Below are 14,982 nucleotides of genomic sequence, written 5' to 3' on the forward strand. Positions count from 1 at the left end.
CGTATCCAGTGACGGAATGGTCCCGATTTTTGCGTCCGTTTACGCTCGGACGCATGACCGACGACCTGCTCGACGCGACCGACCACGAGATCCTCGGCCTGCTGCGCGAAGACGCCCGCCGGACGCTGTCCGACATCGCCGGCCGCGTCACGCTGTCGACGGCCGCGGTCAAGCGCCGCATCGACCGGCTGCGGGAGACCGGCGTGATCACCGGGTTCACCGTGCAGGTCGACCACGCGAAGCTGGGCTGGGGGATCGAGGCGTTCACCGAGCTGCGGTTCGTCGGGAACACGAAGGTCGCGGAGATCCTTCGCACCACAACGCGGATGCCCGAGGCGCAGGCGGTGTTCACGATCGCCGGCGACCCGGACGCGCTGGTCTGGCTCCGGGTGCGCGACATGGCTCACCTGCAGAAGACGATCGACGAGATCCGCCGCCACCACCAGGTGACGGGCACGAAGACGCTGATCGCCCTCGAGTCGTGGTCGAGAGGGAACTGACGTGCTCGTGACGCTGGCCGAGCGCCCGGACCTCGCTTCGGCCACCTACTCGATCCCGTACCCGCCGGACTCGCCGAAGTTCATGACCGGCAGCCTCACGAGCCTGCTGGTCCGCGGCCGCCGGGTCGTGCGGCGCTGGCCGCACCTGGTGGTCGCCCTGCTCGAAGCCGACATCCCGGTGGCGCGCGGGATCATGGTGCCGTTCCGCTCGCGTGCGTCGTTGCCGGCGCGGGGCTGGGACGAGGTCGCCGTGTGGGCCGCCGAGGACGCGCTCGACGACGTCGCTCCCGACACGGCGTGCGCGTTGGAGATCGCCGTGCACCCGGATCACCAGGGGCGCGGCCATTCCCGCGTGGTGCTGGAGGGGATGCGCGCGGCGGCTGCCGGGTTGACGTCGCTGGTGATCCCGGTCCGGCCACCGGACAAGGCCTCGGCTCCTCGGGTGTCGATGCGCGAGTACGTCGCCGAAACGCGGGCGGACGGTCTGCCCGCGGATCGCTGGCTGCGGACCCATGTGCGTGCCGGTGGGCGGATCGAGGCCGTCGCGCCTTGTTCGGCGACGGTCCAGGCGCCCCTCGAAGACTGGCGGCGCTGGACCGGGCTGCCGTTCGACCGCGACGGCGAGGTGATCGTCCCCGGCGCGCTCGCCCCGGTGTTCGTCTCGACCGGGCAGGACTTCGCGGTCTACGTCGAACCCAATGTCTGGGTGTCCCATCGCGTGGGTTAGCCGCGTAGCAGGACTCCGGATGCGCGCTCGCGGTCGAAGAAGAACTCCGGCCACTCGAGACCGTCCGGCGGCGCGTCGATGGCCGTCGCGCGCCGGCGCAGCTCGTTCAGGAAGTCCGTGTCCAGGATCGCCCGCGCCGACAACGGCTCGCGCAGCAGGAGGTCGACCGGGCCCTGGTACAGGTATGCGTCCACCCCCGGGAAACCGCGAGTGCCCGGCGGGTAGTCGCGGTTCGTCGGGAAGTACGTCGTGTCGAGCGTGCCCAGCCAGGAACCCGCGATCGGGGTCAGTGACGGCCACGAGCCCAGCCGCTGTTCGAGGCGCTTGTTGTCCGTCGTGAACCCGTAGTGGTCCGCGACCACGTACGCCGCGCCGGGGTACTCGCGCTCCAGCTGGGCGACCGCGCCGCTGCCGCCGTCGTGCTTCAGGTGGCTCAGCCCGAACAGCATCAGCGCCTTGCGGTGCTTCTGCAGCACCTGCGTCTTCACCACCGACACGATCGACCCGTCCCGGTCGTGGAACGGGTCCATGTCCGCCGGGCTCGTGATCCGGCTCCAGTCGATCGGCGGGTCGCCCGCCAGCACGCGGATCTTCTTCGCGGCCGGTTGTGTCGTGTTGACCTGCCGCACCAGCGCGAAGAGCTGTTCGTAGAACAACGAAAACCCGCAGCTCGGCTGGGTCGTGTCCCGCCAGACGTGGCTGATGTCCGGGACGTCGCCGCCCGCGATGTAGGCGTCGAGCATCGGCTGGAGGCGCGAGTTCCCGCATTCCACGACGACGTCGTTCACGCGGCCCGGGAAGCGCGGGTCGCGGATCAGGTCGAACACGAAGGTCCCGGGATCCGGGCTGGACTTCGCGACGATCGAATGGGTGCCGAGCGCGGCGAGCAGGGCGCCGGCCGGATCGGACGGTGGCCGGGGCTGACCCGCGTCGGCGGGCGCGGCCACCAGTGTGGCGGCCGCGAGCACGGCCAGGACGGTCTTGAACAAGCGCATGAGGGCTCCCCAGAACGAAATACCTGCTGTCTTACGACAGTAGGACAACTCAGCCAGCATCCAGCTCGCCCAGGGCGCTGTCAAGGGCGGTGCAGGGCCGGATCACTGCCGGGGCGGTGCTGGGTCACTGCCGGGTCACCGCCGGATCACCGCCGGATCAGTGTCGGAACGCCTCCGCCAGCCACCACGACCCACCGTCGTCGGTGATCTTCGCGTCGATGACCAGCGGCTCGGCGCGCGGACCCGCCAGCCAGTCGCGCACCGCGAAAAGGTCTTCGGACGACCGGACCGTCACCCCCGCGCAGCCGAAGCCGCGGCCGATGGCGGCGAGGTCGGAGTCGGGGAACCGGACCGTGGTCATGTCGGCGTCGCCGAAGTGGTGGACCTCCGCGCCGTACGCGGCGTCGTTGTAGACGATCACCACCAGCGGCAGGCCGAGCCGGACCGCGGTGTCCAGTTCGGACAGTGCCATGTGGAACCCGCCGTCGCCGGTGCCCAGCACCGGCAGCCGGTCCGGGCGGGCCAGCGCCGCGCCGATGGCGGTGCCCAGGCCCAGCCCGATGCTCTGGAACGCCTGGGTGAAGCAGAACCCCTGCTCGTCGGGCACCGAGAGGTAGGCGCTCGGGTAGCCCATGAAGTTGCCGGAGTCGATCGAGACGATCCGCTCCGCGGGCAGCAGCTCGTCCAGGAGCTTGCTCAGCGTCCGGGGGTCGATCCGGCCGCCCCGGGAGAGGTCTTCGTGCTCGACGTCGTTCCAGCGGCCGGCCGCGATCCGGGCGGCGACCTCCTCGGTGCGGTAGCCCTGCTGCTCCTTCGCCACGGCGAGGACGTCGACGGCGGTGGCCGCGACGTCGCCGACGACCCCGAGGTCGATCGGCCGGTGCGCGCCGAGCGCGCTCTGCTCGACGTCGACCTGCGCGAGCTTCGCGTGCGGGCTGAGCAGCTTCCCGTGGCGCGTGGTCCACATGTTCAGCGCGCAGCCCCAGCCGACGACGAGGTCGGCGCCCACGATCAGCTCGGCGGTCGAAGGAGACGCGAACCCGCCCGAAATGCCGAGCGCGAACTCGTCGCCGTGGAAGAGCCCGTGCGCGACGGCCGACGTCGCCAGCAGCGCACCACACCGGGAAGCCAGCTCCCGCAACGGTTCCCGGCTGCCGCGGGCACCGCGTCCGGCGACGAACACCGGCCGTTCGGCGGCCGCGAGCAGGTCCGCCAGCCCGGCCACCGCGGCGGCGTCCGGCCGCAGTACCGCCGGTCCCGGGATGTCCGGCAGCGAGGGCGGCGCCGGTGCCGGCTCGGCCTGCACATCCAGGGGCAGGTTCAGCACGACCGTCCGGCGCTGCTGCCGCGCGGTCCGGAAGGCCCGCACGGTGTCGGCGACCGCGCTCGCGGCCGAGTGCACGCGTTCCGGCACCGCGCCGACCGCCGCGGCCAGGCCGTCCTGGTCGACGCGGAAGTTCGACAGCACCGACGCGCTCGCGGAGTCGGCCGTGAGCACGAGCATCGGCGTCCGGCTCTTGGCCGCCTCGGTGATGCCGGTCATCGCGTTGGTCAGCCCGCAGCCCTGGTGCAGCGACAGCACCGAGACCCGGCCGCTCATCCGCGCGTAGGCGTCGGCCATGCTCGCCGCGCCGCCCTCGTGGCGGGCGGCGACGAACCGGACGCCGCCCGCGCGCAGCGCGTTCGTCACCTCGAAGTTGCCGCTGCCCACCACGCCGAACGCCGTGCCGACACCGAGGCCGGTCAAGGTGCGGCCGACGAGTTCGGCGACGTTCACCGCTCCACCAGGGCCAGCACGCGGGCCGGGCTGCCGGACCCGCCGACGATCGGCAGCGGCGAGACCACCAGCAGCGTCCCGGTCGGCGGCAGCGAAGCGAGGTTCTGCAGCTGCGTCAGGCCGTGCTTCCCGGCGCCCAGCAGGAGTTCGTGGCACGGGAACATCGGCTCGAAGGTGGGCGCCTGGCCCGCGTCGGTGCCGACGGTCTCGACGCCGAGCCCGGTGATCGGCGTTTCTTCGGCGAGCCACCGCGCGCACTCCGGCGAGACGCCGGGGGCGTGCGACCCGGCCTCGTCGGCGTTGAGGAACCGCTCCTGGTCGTCGCTGCGCTCGTCCCAGCCGGTCCGGTAGAGCAGCCAGCCACCGTCGGGCAGCGGGCCGTGCTCGGCCGTCCAGGCGCGGACGTCGTCGATCGACAGGAGGAAGTCCGGGTCCGCCGCGGCGCGCGCCGAGAAGTCCAGCACGACCGCGGGGGCGACCAAGGTCTTCAACGGCACCTGCGAGACGTCGTGGCCGTCCTTTCCGGACACCCAGTGCACGGGCGCGTCGAGGTGGGTGCCGGTGTGCTCGCCGGTGTGGATGTCGTTCCAGTACCACCGCGGGCCGCGGTCGTCGTAGCGGCTGATCTCCTCCAGCCGGAACGGGATGGTGTTGGCGAACGGCTCGGGCAGCCGCAGGATCGGCGTGCTCGCGCTCAGCGGAGCGGTGAGGTCGACGATCTCGATCGTCCCCTCGGTGATCGCCTTGCTCAGCCCGTCCAACAACGACATGCCTGCCTCCCGGTGCCGGTGTGCGTCCCGATCGAGACCCTATGCCCGGCGGGCGCTCCTTGACAGCGACGCGTTCTCCGGTGTTGTCTTAATGTCGTAAGACAATAGGAAGGTGTCGGGTGATCGAGTTCGTCCTCGACGGCCGCTCGCGGGTCGCCACGTACATGCAGCTCGTCGTCCAGGTGAAGCAGGCGCTGCGGGTCGGTCTGTTGCGCCCGGGTGACCAGCTGCCGAAGGTGCGGGAAGTGGCCCAGGCACTGGCGATCAACCCGAACACCGTGCTCAAGGCCTACCGCGAGCTGGTCCTGGAGGGACTCGCGGAAGGCCGGCCGGGGGTGGGCACGTTCGTCACCGGCAGCCTGGCCGGGCCGTCGCTGGGCAGCCAGGGGCAGCTGCGCGACGAGCTGGTGGCCTGGCTGGAGCGCGCCGAGGCCGCCGGGATGTCCGCCGACGACATCGCCGCCCTGATCGAGACCACGTTGCGCGGCACCCCGGTGCCCCGCAACCTTGCGTAGGGAGTTCCGAGATGGAGCTGGCCGTGCGGGCCCGGGCGCTGGGCAAGCGCTACGGGCGCACCTGGGCGTTGCAGGACTGTGCGCTGGAGGTGCCCGCCGGGCGCATCGCCGCGCTGGTGGGGCCGAACGGTGCGGGCAAGACGACGGTGCTGCACCTGGCCGTCGGGCTGCTGCGGCCCGACGCGGGGGAGGTGCGCGTGTTCGGCCGCGAGCCGCGGTCCGTGCTGCCCGACATCGGGTTCGTCGCGCAGGACACCCCGCTGTACCGGGACTTCACCGCGGCGGAGCTGGTCACCATGGGCGGCAAGCTCAACCGCCGCCGCTGGGACGCGACGCTGGTCCGCGAACGGCTCGCCATGCTCGGCATCCCGCCGGACAAGCCGGTGGGCAAGCTGTCGGGCGGGCAGCGGGCGCAGGTCGCGCTGGCGCTGGCCCTGGCCAAGCGGCCGCGGCTGCTGCTGCTCGACGAGCCGATCGCGAGCCTGGACCCGTTGGCGCGCCGCGAGTTCATGCAGACGCTGATGGGCGCGGTCGCCGAGAGCGAGACGACCGTCCTGCTGTCTTCGCACCTGCTCGCCGACCTCGAACGCAGCTGCGACTACCTGGTCGTCCTGCAGCAGTCCCGCGTCCGGCTGACCGGGGCGGTCGACGAGCTGCTCGAGACGCACCGCACGCTCGTCGGCCCGCGGGCCGGCAGCGAATCCATCGCCGGCGTCGCCGAGGTCGTCCGCGCGAGCCACACCGAACGGCAGTCGACGCTGCTCGTCCGCCGTGGCGACGGGCCGATCGATCCTTTGTGGACGGAACATGAGGTGACCCTGGAGGACTTGGTGCTGGCCCACCTCGCCGAAGCGGAGAACCGCGTCGCCGCGACCGCGTGGGGGGTGCCGGCATGATCTGGCTGACCTGGCGCCAGCACCGCAAGCAGGCGCTGTTCACCCTCGGCGCCCTGATCGCGCTCGCCGCGATCATGGTGCCGACGGGCCTGGCGATGCACGCGAAGTACGACAGCCTCGGCCTGCCCGCCTGCCGGGCTGCACTCGGCACGGCGTCGATGATCACGCAGACCGAGGCGACGTCGAACTGCGAGGGCCTGGGCCACCAGTTCCAGCAGCAGTTCAGCGGCATGGTGTTCGTGGCCGTCCTGTTCGTGGTGCTCCCGGTGCTGGTCGGCGTGTTCTTCGGCGCGCCGCTGGTCGCCCGCGAGGTCGAGCAGGGCACCCACCGTCTCGTGTGGACCCAGGGCGTCAGCCGCCTGCACTGGGCGCTGGTGAAGTTCGGCCTGGTCGGCGCGATCACGGTGGTGCTGGCGGTCGGGTACGCGCTGGGCGTGTCGTGGTGGTTCCAGCCGCTGGTCTCCGCTTCGACGGGCCGGCTGACGTACTTGTCGTTCGACGTCCAGGGGATCGTCCCGGTCGCGTACACGCTGTTCGCGCTCGCGCTGGGCGTCTTCGCGGGGACGTACGGGCGGAAGGTGCTGCCGGCCATGGGGATCGCGCTGGTGGGGTTCGCGGTCGTCCGCGTGGCGATCGAGGTCCTGGCCCGGCCGCGGTACCTCCCGGCGCGGACGTTGTCGTTCGCGACATCGGGCGGCCGGACGCCGAACCCCGGCTCGGGGGACTGGGTGATGTCGGAGGGCGTCCGCAACGCGGCGGGGGAGATGGTGCTGCCGGACGCCCGGATCGGCCCGTGTCCGCCCGCCGGTTGCGGCGGCGGCGCCGCGGGGCCGGGGGCGTACAACTGGATGGAGTACCAGCCGGGCGATCGCTTCTGGACGTTCCAGGGCATCGAGACGGGAATCTTCGCGCTCCTGACGGCGGCACTGGTGTACTTCGCGCTCCGCCGGCTGCGCACGATCGCCTGACCGTGGCCGTTTCCCACCGGACGCCGCGGCCGGCGGTGAGTTGCTCACGGTGACTCCCCGCCCTGCGGCCGATCGGGTGGTCTGGCGGGGGAAGCGGCCCAACCCGGCGCGGGCGGCCGGTGCGCCGCCGTAAGGTCGCTCACGGTGAGGGAGCACGACGGAGCTAGTTCCGCTGGGCGCGCGGGGGATTCGGAACCGTGGCGGGTGTGCTTGCTGGACTCGTCGGGCCGGGCACTGGGTGCCGGCATGCTGCTGGGCGAGTCCACGGTCCTGACCTGCGCGCACGTCGTGCAGGCCGCCGGGGAGGAAGCGCTTTCGCCCGACGGCCCGGCCGCCCAGCTCGTGGTCCGCTTCGTCGGCCTCCCCGGGACACCGGAGGCGTACGCCGGCGTCCGGCCGGGGTGCTGGGTGCCGCCGCTGGCCGACGGCCGCGGGGACATCGCGCTGCTGGAGCTGAGCGAAGCGTTCCCCGGGGTGCCCGGTGCGCCACTGGTGCGCCTCGGTGCCGTCCGCGACCGGGTGGTCCACACCTACGGCTTCCCACCCCCGCACCAGCACGGCGTGTGGGTCAACGACGCCGAGCTGGCCGGCCCGGCCGGTGCGGGCAGCGAGTGGATCCAGCTGAACTCGAAACCGCCGGGGGAACGCGTCCGCCGCGGGTTCAGCGGCGCCGGCGTGATCGACAAGGCCACCGACGCGGTGCTCGGCATGGTCGTCACCGAATACACCGACGAACGGCTCGGGCTCGCCTACCTGATCCCCGTCGAGACGATCGTCCGGCACGTCCCGGAGGTCGCCCGGTGGGTGGGCGAGCCGCCGCGGCCGGCGTGCGGCCCGCTGGTCGTGGTCATCGGCGACCGCGACTCGGCGGTGGTCCGGGACTTCCTGACCCAGGTCCGGCGCGAGCGCCGTGGGTCTCCGCCCGGCCGCGGCGAGCGGCTCGCCGCGATCGTCGACGCCACCGGCAAGACCGCCGACGAGGTGGCCGAGAAGGTCAGCGCCGGCATCAGCACCGAGGAGGTCACCACGGTGCTCGCGACCAACCCGGAGGACGTCGCGGTGGCGGTGGCCGGCGTCGACGCCGCCCGCGCGCCGGAAGAGGTCCTGACCGGTGCGGTGAAACCGCTGATGGACAAGGGGGCCACCGTGCTGGTCCAGTTCAGCGGGCCGGACTCGCCCGGCGTGCACCTGGCCCGCCGCTGGGAGAGCGAGCGGAACGCGCGGCGGCTGGACCGGCTGGCGCTGCTGGTCGAAATGGTGGAGCACGAAGAGGAGCGCACGCGGGAGCGGGCCGCCCAGGTCGGCACGCGCGCGCACCCGGCGGCGGAGGTGCCCGGCCCCGCCGCGGACCTGCGCCTGCGACTGGCCGCCCTGAGCTCGGCGGGCGAGCACATCGACCCGGGCCGCGTCCGGCGCGCCCTGACGGTGACCGAACGCGACGCCGAGACGGCCCGCCGGGAGCTCGTCCGGTTGCACGCCGACCTCGACGCGCACGCGGCCCGCCACGACGAGCTGCTCGGACGGCTGCGCGCGTACAACGCGAAGGCCACCGACGCGGGCCTGATGGAGGACGAGGAGCTGGCGGAGCGGTACCGCCCGGCGATGACGGCGCTCAACGCACACCCCGCCGATCTCGTGGCCGCGGCGGAGCTGGTCGAGGGTTACATCCGCGCGGTGCGGCACCGATTGGAGGGCGCGTGAAGGCCGGGGACGGTTCGGGGATGTGGCTTCGCGGGTTGTGTGGTGTCGGCGGCTCGGGGGTGCGGCACCGCCGATACCCGGCCAAGCAGCGGCACCGGGTGGCGGGCGCATGACCGCCGGGCCGGTGTGGTGCCACGGGCAGCCCGTCGGGCCGACGGGCTTCTGCGAAGTGTGCGGCCACCGCCGGGTGCCGGTCGAGGCCCCGGCCGCCGCGCTGAGCACGCCCGCGCCGGAAAGCACCCGGCGCAGCGTCGAGCTGTGGGGCGGCGAGGCCGACTTCCAGTCGCTGCCCGCGGTCGAGGTGCCCGATCCCGCGAAGCTCGTCCTCGCCGATCCGGACTACCCCGAGCAGCACCGGTTCTGCGGCCGCTGCGGAGAACCCGTCGGCCGCGCGTACGCCGGCGAACCCGGGTTCGCCGAAGGGTTCTGCGAGGGTGAGAACTGCGGCGAGCCGTTCTCCTTCCTGCCCAAGCTCTCCCGCCGAGAGCGCGTCGGCGACCGCTACGAGGTTCTCGGCTGCTTCGCCCGTGGCGGGCTCGGCTGGGTGTACCTCGCCGCCGACACCGCACTCGGCGGCCAGCACGTCGTGCTCAAGGGGGTGATCAACAGCGAAAGCGCGATGCTGCGCGCGCTGGCGCGGGTCGAACGGGACGTCCTGATCCGGCTCGACCACCCGAACATCGTGCGGATCAACGACTTCGTCGAGCACACCCCGCCCGCCGGCGGCGAGCCCGACACCTACCTGGTGATGGAGTACGTCGGCGGCCGGTCGCTGCGCGACCTCCTCGTGAAGGGGCCGCCGCCGCGCGTCGAGCACGTCATCGTCTACGGCCGGGCCATCCTCGCCGCGCTGGACTACCTCCACGGCGAGGGCCTGCTGTACTGCGACATGAAGCCGGAGAACGTGATCCACGGCGACAAGCGCGTCAAGGTCATCGACCTCGGCGCCGCCCGCGCGATCGACGACTCGGCGAACCCGAGCGTCGGGACCGAGGGGTTCCAGGTTCCGGCGCACGAGCTCACCCGGCACGGCCTGACCGTCCGGTCCGACCTGCACACCGTCGGCCGGACGCTGCAGGTGCTGCTCGACGCCGCGAGCGAGGACGCCGACCCGGACCGCGTCGCCGGCGGCCTCGACTCCCTGCGCGCGGTCCTCGAGCGCGCGGTCGCGCCGTTCGAGCGCCGGTTCGCCACCGCGTCCGAGATGGCCGAGCAGCTGGACGGCGTGCGCCGGGAAATCCTTTCGCTGCGCGACGAACGGCCGCGCCCGGTGCCGTCGGCGCTGTTCGAGGACACCGCCGAGCTGCTCGACGACGGCCTCGGCGCGGTCCCCGGCCTCGACCGCTGGGTCACCGCCGCCTCCCGCGGCGGAGCGCTGGACCCGGGGTTGCCGAGCGCCGCCGACGGGGCCGGCCGGCTGCCGATCCCGCGGGTCGCGCCGGACGACCCGGCGGTGGAGTTCATCGCCGCCGCGGGTGCGCCCGGGCCGCACCGCTGGCTGGACAAGCTCGCCATGTTCGGCGGACGCTCGGTCGAGATCGAGCTCGCCCGGACGCGGGCGCTCATCGCGCTGGGGGACTCCGGCCGCGCGGCCGCCGCCCTGTCCGCGGCCGAAGAGCTGCTCGGCGCCGAGGCCGCGCGCGACTGGCGGGCGGCCTGGCACCACGGGCTGCTGGCGCTCGTCCGCGGCGACGCCGAGCCGGCCGCGGCCGCGTTCGACCGGGTGCACCGGACCTGGCCGGGCGAGATCGCGCCGAAGCTCGCGCTCGGGTTCTGCGCCGAACTGCGCGGGGACACCGGGCAGGCCGAGCGCTGCTACCGCTCGGTGTGGCACCGCGACCACAGCCAGGTCAGCGCCGCCTTCGGCCTGGCCCGCGGCCACCTGCGGGATCGGGGCCGCGACGCCGCGGTCACCCTGCTCGACGCGGTCCCGCCGATCTCCCGCCACTACGACGCCGCGCGGATCGCCGCGGTGCGGATCCGGGCGGGCCGCCTGCCGTCCGGGCCGCCGGGCCGGACCGACCTCGCCGACGCGGCGCGGCGGCTGCCCGAGCTGTACCTCGACGGCGAGTCCCAGGACCGGCTGGAGACGCTCGTCCGCGAAGCCGCGCTGGCCGCCCTCGAAGACGGCGCCGAGCCGGGCTGGGACGGCGGTGCCCTGCTCGGCGAGCGCGTCACCGACCGCGGCTTGCGCACGCTCCTGGAGCGGTCCCTGCGCCGGCTCGCCGAGCGGGCGCGCGACCGCGACGAACACGGCGTGCTCGTCGACCTCGCCAACTCCGTCCGCCCGAAGACGAGAAGGTGATCGGATGCCCGAGACCCCGTCGTTCACCCTCCGGCTGAGCCAGAACAAGTACCTGGCGCCGTCGGACGACCGGATGGACGCCGTCCTCACCGTGCGGGTGGGCGACGCCGGGGCGCCGGTCGCGGACGGTGCGCCGCAGAGCGCCGAACTGCTGCTGGTGGACTGTTCCAGCTCGATGGACTGGCCGCCCACGAAGATCGAGGCGGCGCGGCACGCCTGCCGGGTCGCCGTCGACTCCCTCCGCGACGGCGTGCTCTTCGGGGTCGTGCAGTGCACCGCCCACGCGGAGCTGGTCTACCCCGCCACGCGACAGCTGGCCGTGGCCGGCGCGCGGACCCGGCAGGAGGCGAAGGCGGCGGTCTCCGGGCTCATCGCCGGCGGCGGCACCGCGATGAGCCAGTGGCTGGAGCTGGCCCGGGAGCTCTTCGACCGTTGTCCGGTCGAGATCCGGCACGCCGTGCTGCTCACCGACGGCAAGAACGAGTCCGACCGCCGCGGGGCGCTGGAGGCCGCACTCGACCGGTGCCAGGGCGCGTTCGCCTGCGACGCCAGGGGAATCGGCGACGACTGGGATCCGCGGGACCTTCGGCGCATCGCCTCCGTCCTGCGCGGCAGCGCCGACGCGGTGCTGGAGGACGCCGAGCTGGCCGGGGACTTCCGGCGGCTGGTCGAGCAGGCGATGGGCCGGACGGTGCCCGACCTGCGGCTGCGCCTGACCACGATGCCCTACACCAGGCTGCGGTTCGTCAAGCAGGTCTTCCCGACCGAGGTGGACCTCACCGCGCAGTGCCGCGCGCTCGAGCTGCCCACCGGTGCGTGGGGCGACGAGCAGCGCGAGTACCACCTCTGCCTCGAAGTCGACGCCGCGGAGCTGACCCGCTACGAAGACCGGCTGCTGGGCACGGTCACCCTGCTCGAGGGCGCGGACACCGCGGTGAGCGACCGGCTCCCGGTGGTCGGCTACCTGACCGACGACCTGTCGCTCTCGAGCGTGCCGGACGAGAACGTCGCCCGCGTCACCGGGCAGTCCGAGCTGGGCCGGGCGCTGCGCGCGGGCTGGGACGCCTTCGAGCGCGGAGACCGGGCGGAGGCGGAGCGCGAGTGGAGCACCGCGCACCGGCTGGCCACCGGCCTCGGCAACGCGGAGATCCTCAAGCGCCTGGGCCGCCTGGTCGACGTCCACGACGGGACGGTGACCATCAAGGACGGTATCCGTCCCCGTGACGGGTTCTCGATCGTGCTCGGGTCGGCCATCTCCGCCCTGCCTCCCGCCGAACCCGTCGTCACGCGGGCCCCGCTCGCGGAGGGTGGTCCGCCGCGCGAATGCGTCCTTTGTGGACACAAAGCCCGGCCGACGGCGACGCGCTGCGGGCGGTGCGGTGAGCCGTTCGGCCCGGCGGGAGCGCCGTCGTGACGGCGACGAGCACCACGCGCAAGACCCTCTGGTGGCTGCGGCTCGGGCTGGTGGCCGGCAGCGCCCTGGTCCTGGTGAGCGCGCTGGCGACGTTCATCGGGGTGCGGGCCAGCATCGCGGAGGTGCGCGAGCGGACCGCGCCCGCGGTGCTGGAGGTGTCGCTGGCCAAGGAGGCGCTCGTGGCCGCCCACGACGCCGCGGTGACCGCCTTCGACCGCCGCCAGGTGCGCCTCACCGGACCCAGCGAGCAGTACGAGGACGAGATCGCGCTGGCCGGCCAGCAGCTCGCCCAGGTCGCCGAGCACAACGCGGCCGGCGAAGAGGGCAGCCAGACGCTGCGGCTCATCGAAGGGCTGCTGCCCGCGTACAACGGCTTCATCGGGCAAGCCGACGCGCACTTCCGGCAGGACAACGGCGGCCCGCTCGCCGCCAGCAACCTGCAGTCCGCGTCCGACCTGCTGACCGCGAAGGAGAACGGCATCCTCGCGCGGCTCGACACCCTGGCCGCCGCGCAGCGCGCCGCGCTGGAGAAGCAGCTCGGCGCCGACTGGCTGGACCCCGCGATCACCCTGCTGTGGGCGCTGCCGCTGCTGCTCACGCTCGCGTTGCTGGTGTGGGCCCAGCGTTTCCTCGCCCGCCGCTTCCGGCGGACGGTGAACTCGGCCCTGTTCGCCGCGACGGCGGCCCTGGTGCTGCTGGGCGTCGGGACGGCGCTGCTGCTCGGGATCCAGTCCGGCGCGCGGGACAGCGTTGCCGCGCTCGGACACACGGTGGACGCGCGGTCCGCCGCGACGACGGCGACCGCCGGGCACGCCCAGTGGACGCTCGCGCAGGTGCTGGTCGCGTCCTGCGGTCCCGGGGGAGTGGCCGCGTGCGGGTACACGGTGGCCGCGGCCGCCGCGGCGACCCCCGCACCGCCCGCCGTCCCGCCCGCGGCCCCGGCCGACGTCGACGAGTCGGCCCTGCTCGGGCCGGGACTCACCGAGCCGGGCTGGAACGGCCTGCTCGGCTACGGGATTCCCGTGCTGGCCGCGGGAATCGGGATGCTGGTCGTCGGTGGCCTGCAACCCCGGCTCGACGAATACCGGTTCCGGGGGGCGGGAAGCCGATGAGGAGACGCCTCGCCGTCGTCGTGCTGGCCGCCGCGGTGGCGGCCGGGGTGCCCGGCTGCTCGGGCGGGTCCGGCGCGGAGGTCGTGACCGTGCTCGGCTCGTGGACCGGGGACGAGCAGGCCGCGTTCCAGCGCGTGCTCGACGGCTTCACCCGCGAGACCGGGATCCCGACGCGGTACCAGGGCACCCGCGCGCAGAACCAGGTGCTGCGCGGTGACCTGCAGCAAGGCACCCCGCCCGACGTCGCGGTGCTGTCCAACCCGGCCGAGCTCGCCGGGTACGCGAAGTCAGGCGACCTGAAGCCGCTCGACGACGTCCTCGGTGCGGAAGCGGCCCAGGCGTACAGCTCGCAGTGGCTGAAGCTGCAGCAGCTCGGGCGCGGCGCGCTGTACGCGGTCGTGGTCAAGGCCGACCTCAAGAGCATCGTCTGGTACTCGCCGTCGACGTTCACCGGGCCGGAACCGGCGACGTGGGAAGCGCTCCTGACGACGTCGCGACAGCTCGCCGCGAGCGGGCAACGGCCCTGGTGCCTCGGCATGGGTGCCCCGCCGAACTCCGGGTTCCCCGGCACCGACTGGATCGAGGACATCCTGCTGCACCGGGCCGGCCCGCGGGTCTACAACGCTTGGGCGGCGGGCACCCTGCCGTGGACCGACCAGGCGGTCCGGGAGGCGTGGCAGAGCTGGGGCGAGCTGGTCCTGGCGCCGGGCGCGGTCCGCGGCGGCAGCACAGCGGCGTTGCTGACGTCCTTCGCCGACGCCGGCCGGGCGATGTTCACCCAGCCCCCGGGGTGTGTCTGGGAGCACCTGGGCTCGTTCGCGATCGGCGGGTACGGCGCGTTCCCGGGACCGCCCGTGCCCGACCGCGACTTCCGGTTCTTCCCGTTCCCGGGCGCGGGTGCGGGCGGCCCGTCGGAGGTCTCGGCCGACCTCGCGGCGATGTTCCACGACACCCCGGCCGCGCGCCGGCTCATGGTGTACCTGGCCGGGGAGGCGGGCCAGCGGATCTGGCCGTCGGGCGGGACGACGTTCTCGGTGCACCGGCGGCTCGTCGGCCCCGACGTCTACCGCAGCGACGTCGCCCGGCGGATCGCGACGACCCTCGCACAGGGCACCGACCCGTGCTTCGACGCGTCGGACCTGATGCCGTCGGCGATGAGCAGCGCGTTCTACCAGGCGGTGCTGGAGTACCTGGCCCACCCGGACCGGCTCGGGACGCTGCTCGACGAGCTGGAGCGCGTGCGCCGTGGCATCGGCCCGGAGCAGTGGCTGGACTTGCCTTGTTGACCGTCTTTACCGAGGA

At 73.6% G+C, this 14,982-nt stretch carries 13 protein-coding genes; 10 read left to right on the top strand and 3 right to left on the bottom strand.

Features of this window, described 5'->3' with window-relative positions; all coding sequences use genetic code 11:
• Window positions 1-53 precede the first annotated feature (53 nt).
• Both ABZ342_RS03125 and ABZ342_RS03130 read left to right on the top strand, forming a co-directional pair.
• Entirely contained in the window at window positions 54-500 is a 447-nt protein-coding gene (locus ABZ342_RS03125; protein WP_155546399.1) for an Lrp/AsnC family transcriptional regulator, read from the top strand.
• Window position 501: 1 nt separating this feature from the next.
• On the top strand, window positions 502-1,227 hold the full coding sequence (locus ABZ342_RS03130; RefSeq protein WP_360468358.1) for a hypothetical protein: 726 nt from the start codon (window positions 502-504) through the stop codon (window positions 1,225-1,227).
• Here ABZ342_RS03130 and ABZ342_RS03135 read toward each other — a convergent pair.
• From ABZ342_RS03135 to ABZ342_RS03145, 3 genes are all read right to left on the bottom strand, one after another.
• A complete protein-coding gene (locus ABZ342_RS03135; RefSeq protein WP_360468359.1) occupies window positions 1,224-2,222 on the bottom strand; it encodes a hypothetical protein in 999 nt (332 codons plus the stop codon). The two genes, ABZ342_RS03130 and ABZ342_RS03135, sit on opposite strands and share 4 nt — an antisense overlap.
• Window positions 2,223-2,379: 157 nt before the next feature.
• Window positions 2,380-3,999 (bottom strand): thiamine pyrophosphate-binding protein, encoded by a 1,620-nt coding sequence (locus ABZ342_RS03140; RefSeq protein WP_360468360.1) that lies wholly within the window; start codon window positions 3,997-3,999, stop codon window positions 2,380-2,382.
• Window positions 3,996-4,769 carry a cyclase family protein gene (locus ABZ342_RS03145; protein ID WP_360468361.1) on the bottom strand — a complete coding sequence of 258 codons (774 nt, stop codon included), beginning with the start codon at window positions 4,767-4,769 and terminating at the stop codon, window positions 3,996-3,998. Before ABZ342_RS03145 ends, ABZ342_RS03140 begins: the two co-directional genes overlap by 4 nt.
• 119 nt (window positions 4,770-4,888) lie before the next feature.
• Between ABZ342_RS03145 and ABZ342_RS03150 the strand changes: the two genes are divergently transcribed.
• The 8 genes from ABZ342_RS03150 to ABZ342_RS03185 all read left to right on the top strand — a co-directional run bounded on the left by ABZ342_RS03150 (window position 4,889) and on the right by ABZ342_RS03185 (window position 14,966).
• Window positions 4,889-5,284, top strand: a complete 396-nt coding sequence (locus tag ABZ342_RS03150) for a GntR family transcriptional regulator (RefSeq protein WP_360468362.1) — start codon at window positions 4,889-4,891, stop codon at window positions 5,282-5,284.
• An 11-nt stretch (window positions 5,285-5,295) separates the two neighbouring features.
• Window positions 5,296-6,180 carry an ABC transporter ATP-binding protein gene (locus tag ABZ342_RS03155; protein WP_360468363.1) on the top strand — a complete coding sequence of 295 codons (885 nt, stop codon included), beginning with the start codon at window positions 5,296-5,298 and terminating at the stop codon, window positions 6,178-6,180.
• Window positions 6,177-7,148, top strand: coding sequence for a transporter (locus ABZ342_RS03160; RefSeq protein ID WP_360468364.1), 972 nt, complete (start codon window positions 6,177-6,179; stop codon window positions 7,146-7,148). Before ABZ342_RS03155 ends, ABZ342_RS03160 begins: the two co-directional genes overlap by 4 nt.
• A 204-nt stretch (window positions 7,149-7,352) precedes the next feature.
• The gene (locus ABZ342_RS03165) at window positions 7,353-8,849 is read left to right on the top strand and encodes a trypsin-like peptidase domain-containing protein (protein ID WP_360468365.1); all 1,497 of its coding nucleotides are present in this window, start codon (window positions 7,353-7,355) and stop codon (window positions 8,847-8,849) included.
• A gap of 109 nt (window positions 8,850-8,958) precedes the next feature.
• Window positions 8,959-11,154 carry a tetratricopeptide repeat protein gene (locus tag ABZ342_RS03170; protein ID WP_360468366.1) on the top strand — a complete coding sequence of 732 codons (2,196 nt, stop codon included), beginning with the start codon at window positions 8,959-8,961 and terminating at the stop codon, window positions 11,152-11,154.
• Between the two features lie 4 nt (window positions 11,155-11,158).
• Window positions 11,159-12,568, top strand: coding sequence for a vWA domain-containing protein (locus tag ABZ342_RS03175; protein WP_360468367.1), 1,410 nt, complete (start codon window positions 11,159-11,161; stop codon window positions 12,566-12,568).
• Window positions 12,565-13,680, top strand: coding sequence for a hypothetical protein (locus ABZ342_RS03180; RefSeq protein WP_360468368.1), 1,116 nt, complete (start codon window positions 12,565-12,567; stop codon window positions 13,678-13,680). Before ABZ342_RS03175 ends, ABZ342_RS03180 begins: the two co-directional genes overlap by 4 nt.
• Window positions 13,677-14,966 (top strand): extracellular solute-binding protein, encoded by a 1,290-nt coding sequence (locus tag ABZ342_RS03185; protein WP_360468369.1) that lies wholly within the window; start codon window positions 13,677-13,679, stop codon window positions 14,964-14,966. The genes ABZ342_RS03180 and ABZ342_RS03185 overlap by 4 nt, the downstream gene beginning before the upstream one ends.
• Window positions 14,967-14,982: the final 16 nt, after the last annotated feature.

The organism is Amycolatopsis sp. NPDC005961, from assembly GCF_040629235.1.
GTDB classification, from domain to species: Bacteria; Actinomycetota; Actinomycetes; order Mycobacteriales; family Pseudonocardiaceae; genus Amycolatopsis; species Amycolatopsis camponoti.